The sequence below is a fragment of the Bacteroidota bacterium genome, assembly GCA_016713765.1.
Classification (GTDB): Bacteria; Bacteroidota; Bacteroidia; order AKYH767-A; family 2013-40CM-41-45; genus Pollutiaquabacter; species Pollutiaquabacter aromativorans.
In genome coordinates, this window is sequence record JADJON010000001.1 from 1,628,418 (window position 1) to 1,647,216 (window position 18,799).

Annotated in this window: 7 protein-coding genes; 1 reads left to right on the forward strand and 6 read right to left on the reverse strand. The window is 53.3% G+C overall.

Annotated elements, in window-relative coordinates; translation table 11 throughout:
- Positions 1-70: 70 nt before the first annotated feature.
- The 4 genes from IPJ96_06180 to IPJ96_06195 all read right to left on the reverse strand — a co-directional run bounded on the left by IPJ96_06180 (position 71) and on the right by IPJ96_06195 (position 13,486).
- On the reverse strand, positions 71-10,015 hold the full coding sequence (locus IPJ96_06180) for a hypothetical protein (GenBank protein ID MBK7909939.1): 9,945 nt from the start codon (positions 10,013-10,015) through the stop codon (positions 71-73).
- A gap of 349 nt (positions 10,016-10,364) precedes the next feature.
- The gene (locus IPJ96_06185) at positions 10,365-12,167 is read right to left on the reverse strand and encodes a T9SS type A sorting domain-containing protein (protein MBK7909940.1); all 1,803 of its coding nucleotides are present in this window, start codon (positions 12,165-12,167) and stop codon (positions 10,365-10,367) included.
- A gap of 185 nt (positions 12,168-12,352) precedes the next feature.
- Entirely contained in the window at positions 12,353-12,955 is a 603-nt protein-coding gene (locus IPJ96_06190; protein MBK7909941.1) for a thioredoxin family protein, read from the reverse strand.
- Positions 12,956-12,994: 39 nt separating this feature from the next.
- Entirely contained in the window at positions 12,995-13,486 is a 492-nt protein-coding gene (locus IPJ96_06195) for a TlpA family protein disulfide reductase (GenBank protein ID MBK7909942.1), read from the reverse strand.
- Positions 13,487-13,558: 72 nt separating this feature from the next.
- On the opposite strand from IPJ96_06195, the gene IPJ96_06200 reads away from it, so the two are divergent.
- Positions 13,559-13,654, forward strand: coding sequence for a 30S ribosomal protein THX (locus tag IPJ96_06200; GenBank protein ID MBK7909943.1), 96 nt, complete (start codon positions 13,559-13,561; stop codon positions 13,652-13,654).
- Positions 13,655-13,725: 71 nt separating this feature from the next.
- On the opposite strand, the gene IPJ96_06205 is transcribed toward IPJ96_06200, so the two are convergent.
- Both IPJ96_06205 and secA read right to left on the reverse strand, forming a co-directional pair.
- Positions 13,726-15,207: a peptide MFS transporter gene (locus IPJ96_06205; GenBank protein MBK7909944.1), complete on the reverse strand. Its 1,482-nt coding sequence runs from the start codon at positions 15,205-15,207 to the stop codon at positions 13,726-13,728.
- A gap of 127 nt (positions 15,208-15,334) precedes the next feature.
- Positions 15,335-18,652 carry a preprotein translocase subunit SecA gene (secA, locus tag IPJ96_06210; protein MBK7909945.1) on the reverse strand — a complete coding sequence of 1,106 codons (3,318 nt, stop codon included), beginning with the start codon at positions 18,650-18,652 and terminating at the stop codon, positions 15,335-15,337.
- Between the last annotated feature and the right edge of the window lie 147 nt (positions 18,653-18,799).

Consider the following 18,799-nt stretch of genomic DNA (forward strand, 5'->3'; position numbering starts at 1 on the left):
TTTTATTAGGGCCTTAAAAGAGAAAAGGCTGCACAACAAGGCAGCCTTTTCGGATTAGTGCTAAGATTTCTCAGGGTGTTATCACAAACAGGAATAATAACAGGTTGTTTTCAATCAGGCTATAGTCGGAAGCTTCCACAAGTTGGTCGCCGGTAAGATCTTCCGGCACATACCCGAACGCGAAGTTCACCACGGCATTCTCAGCCAGGGAATAGTCGGTCGCTTCGATCAAGCGGTCCTGATTGACATCCCCCGACCAGATGCCCCAAACGCCCGGTTCAAGTTCCATCTGGTTGGCCCCGTACGCCTTTCCGGATGCGTCGGTGAAGTCGTAGGCCGTGCCGGACTCCAGGAATGGGACGGGAGCAGCCGACCATGTTTCGAGGTGATTCCGATTGCGGAGCACGATGTAGTAGGAGCGTTGTGCAACATTTTGAGGGAAGTGTACATAGGACCATCCGTTCGTGCCAAGCAGGCTGGTGCCCTGATATAGACTGGCGAATGGTGTACTCGTATCCGCAAGTACCACGATGATCGAATCCGCAATGGTGTCCATGTTTATGGGGTCGATGGTGGCCCGCATGTTGTCAGCGCCGGGGTCGTAGAATCCGGATAGCCACGACTTTATCGTAAGGCCGTTGACGAATGCGAGGCAGGCAATGTTGGCGGAGTCGCTCAGCGCGGTCCCCTCCGCATCCAGTACGCTCACGTAGTAGGTGCCGTTGACCGCCCGGATGGAATCGACATTTGCTCCGGTGGACCATTGGATGAAGTATGGAGGTTGTCCGCCACTGATTGCCGCAATGGCCAGTCCGGTTCCGTTACTGTCACAACTTGCCGGTAAAGCGAAGGCATTCAACGTCAGCCTGCCGATGTCTAGCTGGGCTACATTGTCGGTGGAATTAAATTCTATTGGAGTACAGTTTAAAAGTCTTCCAATGATCGTCGTACGTGCTTCGGCGACAAACCAGGGGATGGAGAAATTCGCTGATTCGTTACTATCCAGATTCAAATTTCGCGTTGCAATGAGAACTTCAAAATTTGAATTATCGAGATAATACAGTCCGAATAGTCCGGTACACCGGGTATAGCCGTTGTTCTGTACGATGGCGTTGATATTGATCTGTGCGCCTGGCGAAGGATTCGTATTCGTTGTGGCGAAGAAGGTAAACCGAAGATTGGGTGACCTTCCCACTACGATGGCGCGTGTGGCCTCATTATTTGTTTCGTCGGATTCGCTGAGGACATCATCGTGATCAACGATCGAGCGGATCACATGCACGCCCCGGATCTGAGATGACCAGGTCTGTGCCAGCCGGACTGTGCTGAACGTTCCGTTCGTAAGCGGTGCCACGAGGATGGAGTCCAGATCACTGGTGTCGCCGCGGACGAGAAGTTCCAGGCTATCGGGGCGATAGGCTCCGATATTCTCATAGGTGAGGTCCAGGGTTACTTGCTGCCCGGGCTCCGGGTTCAGGATGTCGGGAGCAATGTACTGCGATAACACACGGTAATCCGGAGAGTTGCTGATGTTAACCGGGATCAGGAGGACATTATCCGCTTCGTTGCATTCCGGGTATTGGTTCGCGGGGTCAATGGTAATGCGTATCGTGTAGGACCCGGTCTGAGGGAAGGAGTAGGGCAATGGCAGTTGTACGTAGATCGGACAGCCGCAGGTGCCGGGCAGGTATTTCGAGATGTTACCGGCCAGTGCCCAGCCTGAGATTCCCGGCCCGCTGACCTCGAATCGTATGGTCGCGTTGCCGGCCTGGTAAAGTCCTGCATTGAAGACGTTCGTGGCGAGCGTAACGGGCGCGTTTACCGGATAGGAACTGTTGATCAGCGCATTCTGCGAAGGCGGACAGTGACTATAGTTGGATAACGAGAAGTTATAGCACAATGGCTGCTTTACCTGGTTGTTCTCGTCCAACTCCGGTACCACTCCCGAATTATCAGCGATCACCGTGAGTGTGTCGCTGCCGTAGGGCGGCACCGTTGCCAGAACAGATACGGTCTTGCTCGAATCGGGTTGGATGTTGCCGTTGTAGGTTCCGTAATAGTGTGTACCGTTGACGTCGAAGTCGACAGTGAACGGTCCGTTCGCTGCCAGTTGTCCGCCGTTATAGATTGACGCGGATATCACCATGTTTCCCCCGGGAGTCGGGTCGGTTGGTGTAATGATCACGCTTCCGCAACTGAGCATTTGCAGATCGGCTTTGCAATCGTCCAGGACGAATTGATCAACTGCATTGTTATTGTTCTCCGATAATTCCGTAATAAAATTAGAAGGATCACAATTCAACTCGAAGCGGTAAGTGCCGGTTCCTGCGAGGGTAGGCGTGAATGTGATATTGCTGCTGGAGATACCGTTGATCGAAGGGAAAGTCTGCGTCTGGGTGCTTTCCAGCGTATCGTTCCGGTAAATGTCCAGTCTGGCCTGATAGGTTCCCGAAGGAACGCCACCGGTATTTTGAATGGAGTAAATCAGCGTGCTCAGCTGACACTTCAACAGGGAGGATTGCCCGCGAAGGTTCATCGCTGTTGGTAGAAGATCGGGTAGCGCAGGAAGGACCGTGATGTTCTTGATCAGGATGTTGTTGAATTCATTGCTTTCCGTCACGGAGTCCGTGGCGTCGCAAATGGATCGGATGTAGGTTTGCCCCGGAGTCGGGAACCGGACGTAGCCAAGGTCAATAGCATAACTTGCTCCCGGAGCCAGTGGCGGCACAGTATCCATGATGCCGGATGGTAATGCTGTCGGAATCTGGATTTGTTGGATAGACTGACGTGTTATACTGTCACAGCCACCATTCTCAACAGAAAAGTAAACATGAAGCGAGTCGCCTGCCACAACGACATCGGTGATGCCCAAGGTCGCATGTAGGGTAATGATTCCGGATCCCTGATGGAGTAAATCACGGATGATGTTGCAGGATGGCTCGATTTCACCTCCTCCGCCAGCCCCACCTCCGGGGTCGTTTTCGTTATTGGTAGGACAGGAGCCGGTAAGCTCAAAGTCGGTGATGGTGTCGCCGGTAAGGGTGAAATCTGTAATGCTGACGTTCACTGTATACGGTCCAGGGGTTGCTGCCGTCGGAAGCGTGATACAATATTCCCCCGATGAATTGGTGTATCCGCTGGCGCTCTGTCCGGTTTCGTTGATCCTACAGGTAACCGTCGCGCCGGCGCAGGAGGAGTCGGTCAGCGGTATCGCCGTATTCCGGTAATAAGCAGTTCCGCAAACGGTAACACTGCCGCAAACACTCGCCACTTCCGGATTGGCGGAAGCGGTGATCATGATGTCGCCGGGTAATTCGTAAACACCATTGGTAAAGGGGCGTATGGCCTGGTTATCGAGCTCATTCGGTTCCGAAAGGGCGTTTGTCGCGTCGACGATCACCTGCATGGGACACCAGGCCGGAACTGCCGGTGTGGTAATGTTCCATACGACATCTACATAAGGGTAGGGGTTGATCGGTGTATAGATAAACTGGTCCGGATAAACGATCGTGGTGTCGAATTGATTTTTTAACCGTATTGTCAATTGAGAAGCATTAGCAGAACCTGGATAGTTGTGAATTCGTGCTGTGATGGTCAACGGACTGCCAGGAGCGGGATTCGGGTCTGAGAAGGTGATGTCGTTCGCGAAAATGCTCAGGTCGGGCGCAAAGGTTACAACAGGGCCTGCATTCGGTCCGTATGAAGTGGTACAACCGGTCGGGTCTTCCACAATGAATGTATGATGGTAGTAGTAGGATTCCGGCAATCCGCTTGTCTCGCAGTAGTAGTTTTTACCATCGGTCACGTCAACGTCCAACGGGTTGCTTTGCAACAACGAGATCGAACGGTCGTTCGGATCAGTGTAAAGTCCATTCCCTTCGAAGTCCAGCAGCAAGCGGGGATAGCCGGGTTGCGGCAAATCACCGTCAAGGTCCGTGTACCGGATTTCAAAGCGGAATCGCTCGGCCGGTTCGCCGCTGGCAGGGTAAACGGCACTGGCAGCAAATGGCACGTTGCCGACATAGGCCAGTACCGGAGCGTTGTTGTTACTGACGTTTACCGTGAGCGTCGAGGAAGCCGTACACCCTCCGGGATTGGTGCCAATGACTGTATAGGTTCCACTTGCGGATGGTTGGATGTTGGACAAGAGGGTGTCGCTGAAAGTGCCGTTGAATCCACCAGGGCCGGTCCATGCATAACTTCCTGCGCCGTTGATTTGAATGCGAAGGTTATTTCCCCGACACACCGGTGAACTGCTGGTGGCGATCAGGGCAGGGTAATTCGAAGAAACGACAACTTCGGACTGGTTGCTTCCTGCGCATCCATAGGAGTCGCTTACCGTCACTGAATAGGTAGCAGATGCATTGACCAAAATCGACTGGGAGGTAGCCCCGTTGGACCAGTTGTAGCTGACATATCCGGAACCCGCATCCAAAGTGACAGATCCGCCAATGCAGAATTGTAAGGGGCCGGAGGCGGAGATGGCAGGTACGGGTTTGGGATGGACGAGCACAGCTGTGACTGTGGAAGACGCGGAACAGTTATTGTTGTCGGTCACGGTGACGCTGTAATTGCCGCTTGTTCCGACGGTAATGGTATTCGTAGTAGCGCCATTGCTCCAATTGTAATTCGCAAAACCGGACGGCGTACTGAGGGTGACGCTGTCGCCTTCACAGAATTCCAGCGGACCACTGATCGTTACCGAGGGTGGAGAAATGCCGATACAATTCGTGTTGGGCAGTGAGTAGACCGCGAAGCTGGTGCGGGCACGACTGCCGACCGAGGTGAAGTTGCCACCGACCAGTAGCTGATTGCCATCAACGACCAGGCGATTCACTCTTCCGTCCAATGTCACATTGAAAGGAACACCGAATCCTGTACTCGTGCTGATCGCACCAATAAAGGGAGCATTGAGCGTGTCGATATAATTGAAATCGCCGCCTGCGAACAACAAATTGCCATAGGATGCAAGTGTTGCCACCCCGCCGTTCAACTGCGGTGCAAAGGGTAGAAGGGTAGAAGTGTTTAGATCGATTGCGGATAAATGGGTTCTGGATTGTCCGTCGAAAGTGTAAAAGTACCCGCCGGTATAAAACGTATTTCCGTTAACGTGGAAGCAGATTGGGCTTCCATTCGGCGCCGGGTTGTAGCTGGTTGGATTGCCGCTATAATCCAATTGTCCAAAATAAGGACGCGAGGTACTCGAAGAAGTGAATTGGGTAAACGCTCCGCCTACGGAAATGGAGTTTGTGGTCGGTTCAATGCAATAGACACCATTATCCGGATCGGGGTTCCAGGTTTGAAGAATTCCCGCCGCGTCGAGTTTAGCCAAATACGAAACCGGTGTGCCATCGACTTGGTTGAAGTCGCCACCCAGGTAAATGTTACCGATAGAATCCAACGCAAGGTCTCGGACACCTGCATTCGGTGCGGCGATCAAGCCCTGATAATTGCCGTAGGTAAAATCAAGATCGGCAAGAAAAGGATGGTAGGCACCTCCTATGTTCGAGAAGAATCCTCCGACATATAATTTCCCGTTCGTGACCAGTAAATCGTTGACATTCGCGTTGGGATTCGGACTGAAGTCTTCCAGTAGAAGACCACTGGCGGAGTCGATAGCAGCAAGATGGGTCCGGGGAGCTCCTTTGAGGAAACGATGCTCGCCGCCCAGAAGCATGGAATTTCCGGATTTGTTGATGTGCCGAATATTCCCGTTTGCTGAAGGATTCCAGGAGAGCGCAGAACCTGTTACCGTGTCAACACAGGCTACTGAGTTACGCTCGGAGATGCCGGCCATATTAAAGGTGCCGCCTGCATAGACTTTATCACCGGAAGCGAAGATGGAGTATAAGGTCCCATTACCGAATGACACATTGAAGTTGGGATCCCAGTTGGAAAGGGTACCGGATGGAAAGTCGTAGGCCGCGGACCCCCAGCGCGGGACACTTTCCACTTCGCTGAAACCGCCTGCCAGGTAAAGTCGATTTCCTGCTACTGACAGGTCATAGACCGCGCTATTGACTGTGGGTTTCCAGTCGAGTACGGATTTCGTACTGTGTCGCAGGCCTGCAATGAAGTAACGTTCCCGGAAGGAACCACGCGTGAAACTTCCTCCCGCGAGAACCTTGCCGGATTGCGCGGCGACACAATAGACCGGCCCGTTCATATCCGGATTCCAGGAGGTCGGTGAGCCATCCGCTTGGCTGACCTCCGCCAGGTTAAGTCGCTTGACTGTGCCGAGACTATCAAACGTTCCCCCGATGATCAGGTTGGAGCCGTTGGTCGTCATATCATTGATCGTCACACTATAATAATTATTCTGATAAAATAATCCGGGATCCCAAGTATCAGCCGTATCGGAAAGTAGGCTGAGATCGAAGCGTGCAATTCCGCTGTGTGGAGTACCGCTGATATCATTAAACTGGCCCCCGACAAATAACCGACTGTTTGTGTGTTCCAGGGCAAGAATGGAACTGTTGACCAATGGGTGCCAATTGAACACACTGCCGGTAGAAGCACGATAGGCCATCAATCGTTGACGTTGGTAATAGTGGGACAAGGAGAAGCACCCACCAACCAGGAGCTCATTGCTTTGACGGGAAATTGTATTGACCGTACAATTGGTCGAAAAATCCCAGTCGTGTACCTGGCCCGATGTGCCATCCAGCCGAACAAGATTGTTTCGTATGGATCCGTTTACACTACTGAAAGTCCCTGCTGCGTAAACCGTATCCTGCTCGACCAACAAGTCCTCAACGGAACTTCCGGTAAATTGAGGATTCCAGGCCGTGAGTGATCCATCGGAGAGTAGCCAGGAAGCAACCAGGTTCCTGTTAATGGGACTGGAGCTGATCTGGACCGAGCTGAAATAGCCGCCGGCAAATATCCGACCCTGATCGATGACGACATCCAACACTTCACCACCCAGATCGGGATTCCATTCATTCAATTTGCCGCTTGACAATTGGATGCAGGCCAGATTGTTTCTCCATCCGAAATTCGTTCTGCCAAACCCCCCGCCCGCCAGCAACTTGCCGCCGGAAAGGCTGAGTGTTGAGACGTAATCGTTCATCAGATAATCCGAAGTCAAGATCGATCCTGTTCCTGTTGTACTGAAGCTGCACAGATGGGCTGCTGTTGCTCCGTCTGCCTGGGTGAAGGAGCCGCCCACGTAGAGCTCAGATCCATTCAACAGGAGTGTGCTGACCCAGTTGTTGACCCCCTTGTCGAAGGGAAGTGCCGTGCTGATTCCATTCGCGGAATCCACGGCAGCCAGACTGGCACGGGAAACGGGAGTACTGTTAGTGAAAATGGTGTTGAAGTTGCCGCCGAAATAGACCTTGCCGCCATCCACAAGTATGGCATTCACATTTCCATTTGGTTCAGGATTCCAGCCTGAGACAGGTGCATTGGTATTATCCGTTGTACTGAGCTTGGCGATGTACTGGCTAGTGGTACTTCCGATGGTTGTAAAGTATCCGCCGGCGAGTAATCGGCTGCTTGAATTCAGGATGGCCAATGACGTAACAGTTGAATTGGCGTGTTTGATCCATGCGTTCAATGTTCCGGAACTACTGAACTTCGCCAACCGTTGTCGAGAAGAAGCGCCTGAGAACGTAAAGCTGCCTCCGGCAAAGACGTTTCCGGATCCATCGACGGCCAAAGCGAAGACAGTCGAGTTGACCGAAGCACTCCAACTGACATTGCTCCCGTTAGACAGATTCACAGCACTGAGGTAAGTTCTGCCGGCACCCGAAACGCCATTAACGGACGTGAAGTCGCCACCGATTATCAACCTTGAACCCGAAATAGCAAGCGCATTTACCGATACAGTACCACAGGTGCAAACCAAGGTCGTATTGAAACCCGTTACAACCTGGCCGGCTGCATTGATTTGTGCAAGCCCTGTTCTGGATATTCCACCGATTTGTGTGAAGCTGCCTCCCACATACCATCCTCCGCTGCCGTCAGGGATGGATGCCAGGATCGGACCATTTGCCTGCGGCCAACTGCTAAGCGGGGTAGATGTCCCGGTGGAATAAAAGGCCAGGTTTTCCCGCATGTATCCGAAATTGTTGAGCGAGCCGCCGACTATGAGACTGTCTCCCGAAATGGCCATGCTTCGAATATATCCGGCACCTGCCAGCCAGCCCGGCTGTGCGACCGCCGTTGAGATGTCCACTTTCGCCAGTGAGCCTGCGGGCTGTCCTCCGGCTGTCATGATGAAGCCACCCAACACCAGGTAGGTGTCCTTCTTCGCAATCGAAAATACTGTCCCGCTGATCTGCGTATTCCAGGGAAGCAGAGCGCCGGTTGTAGCGTCCAAAGCAGCAATACCGTTTCTCGGCAGCGCGTCCGGACCGGAATTGGCGAAGTATCCCGCCACGAACAGCGTGGAGCCTTCCCGATGGAGTGCATAGGGTATAGTGCCCGACCAAACGTCGTATTGCCCGAAGGGTGACTGGAAAACCGGATCAAGAGTTCCATCGGAAAGCAGGTGAGCGAGGAGGAATCGGCTGGAATCGCCGATGCTGCTGAATGTTCCGGCGATGTACCAACCTCCGCTGCCGTCTGCTTCCGTTACATGAACAACTCCATTGGGAATGGCTGTCGGCGCAAAACTAAGCGCGTTGTTCACCGACGAGCGCGTCAGATAAGGACTCGAACTGCCGGTTTCTGTGAAGGAACCTCCAACGAAGACGGAGTCATTCTTCACCACGACTGCAGCGGTGGGTTGGTTGAAGTCGGGTGTGTTATCCAAAGGAAGTCCCGATACTTTACTGATCCGTGCAAAGTACATGTCCTGTTTTCCGCCGATCGAAGTGAATGATCCGGTAATAAAAACAGTACTGTCGTCCACGTCGATGCTGTTGACCGGCCCGTTTGGATTCGGATTCCAGGACAAGGGATTCCCGCTGGTGGCATCCAGGGCCGCGAGATAGTTTCGCTCCAAGTAGGGAGGACCGGCATCGACAAAATTTCCTCCGATATACAAGGTGCCACCGTCCAAGCGAAGGCAGTTCACCGTATTATAGGGAACCGCCGGCGGCGCAAAGGAGGGGTCTGGTAAACCGTTGGAAAGAAGATGGACGAGTTTGGCTCGACTGCTGTCGCCGATCGTACTAAAGTTTCCTGCAACATACCATCCTCCCGAACCATCCGGAATACTGGCAAAGACGGTATTATCAGCGGACGGAAACGGGTCCGAAGGAATGGGGCTTCCATTATCGAACAAAGCAAGGTTGTTCGCCTCATAGCCGAATCCGCTGAACTGCCCTGCAATGAATACCGTGTCGCCACTGGCAATGATCTTTTCTACCGTGCTGTTAACGGACATGATACCGGGCAAGGAAAGCCCTGTCGTCCGGCTTAATGCAGCAAAGCAGAAACGTTTGGTCCCTTGTACTCGATTGAATTGTCCGCCGATGTAAACGGTCGTGTCCCTGACTAAAATGGTATTGACAGCGCCATCACAATTCGGGTTCCAGTTCAAGACTGTCCCGGTGGAGATGCGAATGGCGGCCAGATTGTTTCTGCTGCTGCTTCCAATGCTTGAAAAACTGCCGCCGACGAAAAGGGTATCTCCTGCACGAAACAATGACCGAACCTCGCCGCCGTAACTGGCAGATAAATTGGCAGCCCAGTTAGCATCAATGGATTTATCATTGCGGACATGCGCCAGGCAGGTATTGTTAATGTTATTCAGGTAACTGAAAGTGCCTCCAATGAACCAACCACCATTTCCGTCGGGGACAGATGTAAGTACGTTGCCATTGATGGTCGGAAAGTCCATGTCGGGGTAGTCGTTGGTATCCGTTACCAGCGAAGCGCCGCCGGTCATTAACCCGACATAGTTGAAGTTCCCGCCGATATAGTAAACACCATCATTCTTGACGATGGCATTCACAGCTCCGTCGGTCGAACTCATGTTCCTGATCAGGGATTGGCCAATGGTGTTGTTGGCGATCAGAAAAAAACAACCTGCCCATAGAGCAATGCGTAAAATACTGTTCATATAAATTGGTGTGTAGTCGTTTGTTAAATCGGGACGATCAATGTCCCGTTGTTGAGTGATTGGGGGAATGTTCATCAGCCTAATTCCGAAAAGATTCATCGGGAATTTTGCAGGTGCAATTGGTAGTGTCCTTTCCGTTCGAAATTGACTAAAAGCCGCTTCCAGTAAGGCCTGCGAAAGGAGGGGCAGGTTGAAACGAAACTAGGAATTATCTCCTGATTCCTCAAAAAAATCCACATCTCATTAGCCGACTTTACCTGTTTGATCAGGAGAAAATGCCGGAATAGAGAAAAAACAAAAAAAACGCCTCGTCCAGGACGAGGCGTTTTAATAACAATTTAAGATGCGTTTACAGTTTCACCACTTTACCAGTGCCAACTACGCCATTCTGTTCAGCACGGATGATGTAGGTGCCGGCGGGGAGTTGCGTAGCGTCGAGGTGCTGGATCGTGAGACCCTGGCCAACGTACTGGTTCATGCGGGTGACCACGCGACCCGTCAGGTCCATGATCTCGAGGCGGACATTGCCGGCTTTCTTGGCCTGCAGACGTACACGAATCGTGTTGGCGTCGGACTGGTTAGCAAGAACGCTGAAGTCGTTGCTGTTGAGTTCGGCGACACCGGTACCCAGACAGGCCGGATCGTTCGGGTCGTAAACGGTAACCGGTACCGAGTTGCCGGTGTAGGTACACAGCGGATCCAGGGTGAGGTCGCTCAGGAATACCGGAGCAGTCGAACCGGGGTTGGTAGCATTGGCGAATACGACCGGGGTCCAATAGTACAGGCCATACGGAACCAGGGAGCCATCGATCAGGGTACCATCGTTGATGTAGAGACGGATCGAAGTGGCAGGAGCAGGGAAAGAGAACGTGTAGGTCGCAACCAGGCTCGGGTCGCTCAGCGGGTCCGAAATGCCGGTGATGTCGGCAGAGGAGATAATCCAGCTCACACCGGAGAAATCACCCTCGTTCGGAGCCAATACTCCGGTCGCGGTGAAGGTAGCGGTGTCGCCTTCGCACAGTTCGGTCACATCGGAAGTCGCGGTTCCGGGATTGATGGTCGGATCGTTGCAAAGAACTGGCTCAAGGGTAGCCCACTTGAAAATGCCGTCTTCGGTCGGGCTGACCGTAAAGCCGCCGGTCCACATGTGCATGGAGTCGACAACACCAAGTGCGGTGCGCTGCGCAAGCGTTTCAATGGTATTCCAGGTGAGGCCACCGTCGTCGCTGAAGGAGGAACCAACGAAGCCGGTAGCTGCGCCGGTGGAGATCAGTTTGGACGTGGTGCCGGGAATGTGCTTCACATCAGAACCGAAGAAGGTTCCGGTGATCGTGCCGGCCGACCAGGTAGCACCACCGTCGGTGGTGAATTTAACGGTATTGGCACCGGTGGTTTGGTTGTAGATACGGGCAAGACCGTTGGTCGGTGACCAGAAGCAGATGTCGATGGCACCGTTTGCAGGAACAGCGATTGCCGTCGTGCCTACGTTCCAGGTCTGACCGCGGTCCGTAGAATAGTAAACACGGCCTTTGTTGGTGTCGAACCAGATGTTGTCACCGATCACATTGTAGTGACCAACGATACCATACTCACCGGCAAGCGGGTCGGGGATGTTGGCAGGATCGGTCGGGGTCCAGGTGTCGCCTCCGTCAGCGGTGGTGTAGAGTTCGAACTCGGAAGGGTTCGGATCACCCATGGCCCAGCCGTCACGGGCGTTCCAGAAATGCACTACGTTCGGGAAGGAGGTCGAGTTGAAGATCGAACCTACACCTACTTGGGTCCAGTTGGCACCGCCATCAGCCGTGCGCCAAATGCCACCGCCGGAACCGGCAGTCGCATTGTAGAATACGGCCCATGCAGAATCCGCAGATACTGCATTGATCATCGACCAGTCGTGCGAGGTCGGGCAGGGAACAGTTCCCGCCGTCCAGGTGGCTCCACCGTCAACGGTACGGGAGAAATCCTGACGGCTGGCGCCACCGCCAGAGCCGTCGTAGGAACAGATCCATACAACGTTGGTGTCAACGGCGCTGATGTAGCGTACACCGGAAGATACCGGCGTGAAATTCGTGGCCTGACTGACCCAGATTCCCTGGGCAGTAGCGCCCAGCGTTGCAAGAAGGGCACAGGCTGCAAGTAACAGTCGTTTCATTTTGTTGGTAATTGGTTTTTGGTTAGTCGGTTGCTTTAAAAGAGGAGCCCCAAGTTACGATTTCCCGGCCTGTCGCACTATCAAAACCGGTAAGCCAAGTGTCATAAAACACGTTGAAAAACAGGCAGATGAAGAAAATGCCTCCCGGATGGGGAGGCATTAACATTTTCAAGCGTTATGGAACTTTATTTCTGGGTCCACTTGATGGTACAACCGATGGCTTTGGTTTCCGCGGTGGTGACCGGTTTTCCCGCCACCAATGCATCGACGGCTTCCTCAACGAATTTGGAAGTAACGGCTCCCGGTTCGTCACTGTTGTTGTCGATCGCGCCGATATACCGTACAATGAATTTGTCTTTTTCCCGCTCAAGGACATATACATGAGGCGTGCGTGCTGCGCCGAATGCCGTAGCGATCTCCTGCGTTTCGTCGTGCAGGTAAGGAAATGTGAAGTTCTTTTCTTTCGCACGTTCGATCATATTCTCGTAAGAATCACCCGGCTGGATCTTGGCATCGTTCGGGTTGATGGCAATCACCGGATATCCAAGTGCAGCATACTTCTTGTCCAAGGCCAGGATGCGGTCTTCGTACGCGACGGAGAAGGGACAATGGTTGCAGGTGAAAATGACGATGGCGCCTTTGGTATCACCGGCGAATTTGGAGAGCGAGACGGATGTGCCGTCAACATTTTTCAGCGCGAAGTCACGCGCTTCGTCACCGACTTTATACCCGGCTTGCGCGGCAAGTACGACGAATACCAACACGAGGGTAGTGAGGAGTTGTTTCATGGTTGTTATGGTTTGAGTTATGATGCTGGTTCTGGATGATTATCGGTGTTCGGAAAGGCGTTGGATGATTTGATCCAGTTCAACCTGTGTCAATTGCCCTTCGCGAAAGTCGAGTTTTTTTCCATTGTAATAAAAGGCGGATGCCGGAATGGCGCCACTCCATGCCGGATCAAGGCGGTTGATCCAGGTATTGGGGTCGGTGTCATCCAGGTGCCAAACCTCGGATCGTACTTTTCTTTTGACGACAAAGGGTTCCGCAAGCGAACTGACCCGCGAGTTAAAATCCAGATTGACTAAGATGATCTTGAGGGGTCGATCCGGGTGGCGATCAGGAGCTGAGTCGAAGTACGGCAATTCCTCCACGCAGGGTTTGCACCAGGTCGCCCAGAAATTCAAGACCACCAGACTGTCCGAAATACCATGCAATCGCTGTTCCATCCCGTCAAAGGACATCCGGTGGATCACCTGGGCCTTGACCGAACCCGGTACTTGAAAGTATAGGCTAACCACAAGTAAGAGCGGGAATCGCATGCTATAAAAATAACATTCTGGTTGCTGGATTGTTCCGGCCTTTCTATTTTTAAGCCGTTAAAAAACTGAATCATGGGAAGAGGTGACAAACGTTCCCGTAAAGGGAAAATCTGGCGCGGCACCAGCGGCAAATCCCGCCCGGCGCGCAAGACCAACAAACGGATCTGATACAATCGGTTCGTCGATCTTTACAGCATGCGGTACTGCCGCATGCTGTTTTCGTTTGTACGCCCGGCTGTTTATTTCACGTTGCCCATCAGACGACGGACCATCGGAGAAATGGCGATCAGGACCACGCCGCTGATGACGGCATAGATGGCCAACTGCTGGTAGCCGTCGGTATAGGAGATCAATTTTTCGGATAAGGTCGCGTTTTCATTGGGCGATGCCATACCTGCCCCGAGGATGCCTGCTACGTATTGCCCGTAGGCGCTGGCGAGAAACCACATGCCCATCATCACACCCTGTAAGGGCTGTGGGGAAAGTTTCGTCATGATCGATAGTCCGATCGGCGAGAGGCAAAGCTCGCCAAAGGTGATCACGAAATAGGCCAGGGTAAATACTTCCAGCGAGGTCATGCCATCGGCGCCCGCGAAGAATCGGGTGGAGTAGAAGACGTAAAACGCAAGCGACAAAAAAAGGAATCCGAGTCCGAATTTCACCACCGTGTTCGGTTCCGCTTTCCGGTTGCTCAGCCACAACCAGAAGAGCCCGGACAAGGGCGCGAAGATGATCACGAAGAGTGAATTGGCGGAATTGTTGACGCCGTTCGGGTCAAGCTTTACTCCCAGGAAGGAATCCTTGAGATTGTTGCTGGCGAACAGGTTCAGGGAGCCACCGCTTTGTTCGAAGAAAGCCCAGAAGAGTACCGAAAAGAGAATGAAGACCAGTGCAGCGATCAGCTTCTTACGTTCCTCGGCGCTGTACCGCGTCATCTCGTAGAACATGTAGATCAGTGTGCAGGGCCCGATGATGTACATGAACCAGTCGGTATACTCCGTCTTGGCCACCATGGTCATGATCAGCGGAATGACCGCCAGCGAACCGATGTAGGTCGCGTACTCGTACCACCGCTTTCCACCCTTGCCGGCTTCCATCGGCGAACGACCGATCGGACCGAGGCTGCGTTGGGTGAAAACGAAGGTCAGCAGACTGATGGTCATCACAATGGCGGCCAGACCGAATGCAAGGTTCCACGAATAACTTTTTGCGATCGCTACACAGGCATATCCGCCCAGCAAGGCGCCGATGTTGATGCCTGCGTAGAAGAGCGAAAAGCCCGCGTCCCGCCGATGGTCCCCGTCGTTGTACAACGCCCCGACCATGGTCGATATGTTCGGCTTGAAGAATCCGGTACCGACAATTGTGAAACTGATCCCCAGGAAAAAGAAATCCTTCGGATCGGCTGCAAGGATGCAACTGCCTGAAATCATCAGGAGCCCGCCCCAGAAGAGCGATTTCCGGAATCCGAGGATCTTGTCTGCGAACAGTCCCCCGATAAAAGTGAAAGCGTACACGAACGCTTGCGTTGCACCGTACTGCAAATTGGCGACGTCTTCCCGCATGCTGAGACCGACGATCTTGTCGACCATGAAGACGGTCAACATCCCACGCATTCCGTAGAAGCAAAAACGCTCCCACATTTCGGAAAAGAAAAGATACCAGAGTTGCTTCGGGTACTTTCCTTTGAAGTCCCGGATCTGTTCTAAGCTGTAGCTCATAGCGTGGTGGGGGCGTTAGCGCGTGCCCGACAAGTATAAGCAATTCAATCTTTTGGTTCCATTGTAAAAAGGTCAAAAAAAAGCCCCGGAGGAAGTTCCTTCGGGGCTGTAGTGTTTATTATCCGGCTCAAAGCGTACCTGCGCCGTGGCAGTTTTTGAATTTTTTGCCGCTGCCACAAGGGCATGGATCGTTTCGTCCTACTTTTTGTTCGACGCGAACGGGTTGGGCTTTCGGCGCGGACGGCGGCGGTCCTTGGGGAATGCCGTTGGAACGCTGTGCTTCACTGGCATCGGCCTTGCTGGTCTGTACGTTGCGCAGGTCCTGACGGGGTTGAGGCTTCGCTTCCCGCACCTGGTTCGGGTCCTGTTGCGGAATGACGGCTTTGAAAAGGAAGGAGATGATGTCCCGGTTCGTTTCCGTCACCATGCGCTTGAACAATTCGAACGACTCGAACTTGTAAATGAGCAGCGGGTCCTTCTGTTCGTACACCGCGTTCTGCACGGACGTCTTCAGGTCGTCCATCTCCCGCAAATGCTCTTTCCAGGCGTCGTCGATGAGCGCTGAAATGATGGTGCGTTCAAATGCCGATATGAGTTCCCGCCCGTGCGAGTCGTGCGACTTCCGCAGGTTGGCGATCACCTGGATGCCTTTCATGCCGTCCGAGAACGGCACGACGATATTCTGGATGGTCGCGCTTTGGTTCGTGAAAACGTCGTTGATGAACGGCCAGGTGCGGTCGATCATCAATTGGGATTTGTGACGGTAGTATCGCTGCGCTTCGGCGAATACTTTCTCCGTGATGGCTTCGGATTTTCCGTTGAGGAATTCCTGTTCGCTGACGGGGCACTCGATCGAAAGGATCCGGACAAGGTCGAGTTTCAGACCCTCGTAATCGCGGGATTCCTGAAATTGCTGTACGATCGACTCGCAAGTGTCGTACAACATGTTGTTGATGTCGATGCTGAGCCGCTCCCCGAAAATGGCATGACGCCGACGGGTGTAGATCACCTCCCGCTGCGCGTTCATGACGTCGTCGTATTCGATCAGGCGCTTCCGGATACCGAAGTTGTTCTCTTCGACTTTGCGCTGGGCGCGCTCGATGGAGCTGGTGATCATCGAGTGCTGGATGACTTCCCCTTCCTCGATGCCCATGCGGTCCATCAGCTTCATGATCCGTTCCGAACCGAAGAGTCGCATCAGATCATCCTCAAGCGAAACATAGAACTGCGAGCTTCCGGGATCTCCCTGACGTCCGGAACGACCGCGCAACTGTCGGTCGACGCGACGGGATTCGTGCTTTTCAGTACCGATGATGGCAAGACCGCCCGCTTCGCGAACGCCCGATCCGAGCTTGATATCGGTTCCGCGACCCGCCATGTTCGTGGCGATGGTCACCGTGCCGGACTGTCCCGCTTCGGCAACGATCTGGGCTTCTTTTTGGTGGAGTTTCGCGTTGAGTACGTTGTGGCGGATGTTTCGCAGCTTGAGCATACGGCTCAGCAATTCAGAAGTCTCGACACTGGTCGTACCGACCAATACCGGCCGGCCGGCTTTCACCAATTGTTCGATCTCTTCGATCACCGCGTTGTATTTCTCCCGCTTGGTCTTGTAAACCTTGTCTTCGTGATCCTTACGGGAGATGGGCTTGTTCGTCGGAATGCTGACAACATCCAGTTTATAGATCGACCAGAATTCCTGTGCCTCCGTTTCTGCCGTTCCGGTCATGCCGGCCAGCTTGTGGTACATCCGGAAGTAATTCTGCAGCGTGATGGTGGCGTAGGTCTGCGTCGCGGCTTCGACTTTTACGTTCTCCTTTGCTTCGATGGCCTGGTGCAGTCCGTCGGAATAACGCCGGCCTTCCATGATACGACCGGTCTGTTCATCGACGATCTTGATCTTGCCGTCGGCGATGATGTACTCGACATCTTTCTCGAACAGGGCATAAGCGCGCAGGAGCTGGTTGACGGTATGGATACGCTCCGACTTGACCGCGTAATCCCGCATCAGGTCGTCTTTCCGGGTGATCTTGTCTTCCGGCGTAGCGGTCGATCGTTCGATCTCGGCGATTTCAGCGCCGACGTCCGGTAGTACGAAAAAGTTCTTCTCCGAAACATTGGACGACATCAACTCTACGCCTTTCTCGGTGAGTTCGATGTTGTTGTTCTTTTCGTCGATCACGAAATACAGGGTCGCGTCGGCTTTGTGCATCTCGCGCGACTGGTCCTGCATGTAGTGATTCTCCGTCTTGCGCATGATGGCCATGACGCCTTGTTCGCCCAGCAACTTGATCAGGGATTTCGTTTTGGGCAATCCGCGATGCGCGCGCAACAGGGCAAGGCCCGCTTCGTCTTCTTTCTTCGCTTCGAGTAATTTCCGCGCGTCGGAAATAAGTGTATTCACGTACTCACGCTGAGCACGAACGAGCTGTTCGACTTTGGGCTTATAAACGTCGAATTCGTGATGATCACCTTTGGGCGTCGGTCCGGAGATGATCAGCGGTGTCCGGGCGTCGTCGATGAGTACAGAGTCCACCTCATCCACGATCGCGAAGTGGTGGCCGCGTTGTACCATGTCTTCCGTAGCACGGGCCATGTTATCGCGCAGGTAATCAAAGCCGAATTCGTTGTTGGTGCCGTAGGTGATGTCGGCAAGGTAGGCTTGGCGGCGGGCTGGCGTATTGGGGTCGTGCTTGTCAATGCAGTCGACCGTCAATCCGAGGAATTCGAAAATCGGTCCGTTCCATTCCGAGTCGCGTTTTGCGAGGTAATCGTTCACGGTCACAACGTGAACGCCCTGACTCGCCAGGGCGTTCAGGTAAATGGGCAGGGTGCCGACGAGCGTTTTTCCTTCACCGGTCGCCATCTCCGAAATCTTACCCTGGTGGAGGACCAAACCGCCAATCAACTGCACGTCATAATGAACCATGTTCCAGGTCACCACGTTGCCGGCAGCAGACCAGCTGTTCTTGAAAACCGACCGATCTCCGTCGATGCGCACATAGTCCTTGCGGGTGGCCAGATTGCGGTCCAGTTCCGTGGCGGTCGATACGATCTCTGCCTGTTCACTGAACCTGCGGGCGGTTTCTTTCACCACAGCAAAAGCCTCGGGCAAGAGGTCCATCAGGACTTCCTCCGTTTCCTTGTTCCGTTGCTTCTTAAGTTGATCGATTTCCCGATAGATCTCTTCCTGTCGAACGATATCACCGTCAATCAGTCCGGCCGCTTCAGTCTCCAGGCGTTTGATCTCTTCATTCGTTTCCTTCAGATGATCTTCGATCCGTCTCCGGAAATCGGAAGTCCTGGACCGCAGCTCATCGTTCGAAATGGCGGAAAGCTTACTGAATTCGGCCTTCGCCAAATCCACGATCGGAAGCAGTTCTTTCAGGTCGCGGTCACGCTTGCTGCCGAAGATCTTTCCGATGGTTTTATTGAGAATTCCAAGCATTATACAGGTAGGGTAAAAGGAGGACAAAGGTACTCTTTATTTCCGGCTTTGGCGGAAGGCATTCGATGTCAATCAATTGTCATCTTTGAGCGGAGCCGGCAGCAGGCTGGTGCAGGTGAGGCGGTATTTCTATCTTTGAAAAAATAC

Bases quoted from the DNA above. Each gene is read 5' to 3' on its own strand.
- IPJ96_06180 (MBK7909939.1), bottom strand. From the start codon at position 10,015: ATGAACAGTATTTTACGCATTGCTCTATGGGCAGGTTGTTTTTTTCTG.
- IPJ96_06185 (MBK7909940.1), bottom strand. From the start codon at position 12,167: ATGAAACGACTGTTACTTGCAGCCTGTGCCCTTCTTGCAACGCTGGGC.
- IPJ96_06190 (MBK7909941.1), bottom strand. From the start codon at position 12,955: ATGAAACAACTCCTCACTACCCTCGTGTTGGTATTCGTCGTACTTGCC.
- IPJ96_06195 (MBK7909942.1), bottom strand. From the start codon at position 13,486: ATGCGATTCCCGCTCTTACTTGTGGTTAGCCTATACTTTCAAGTACCG.
- IPJ96_06200 (MBK7909943.1), top strand. From the start codon at position 13,559: ATGGGAAGAGGTGACAAACGTTCCCGTAAAGGGAAAATCTGGCGCGGC.
- IPJ96_06205 (MBK7909944.1), bottom strand. From the start codon at position 15,207: ATGAGCTACAGCTTAGAACAGATCCGGGACTTCAAAGGAAAGTACCCG.
- secA (MBK7909945.1), bottom strand. From the start codon at position 18,652: ATGCTTGGAATTCTCAATAAAACCATCGGAAAGATCTTCGGCAGCAAG.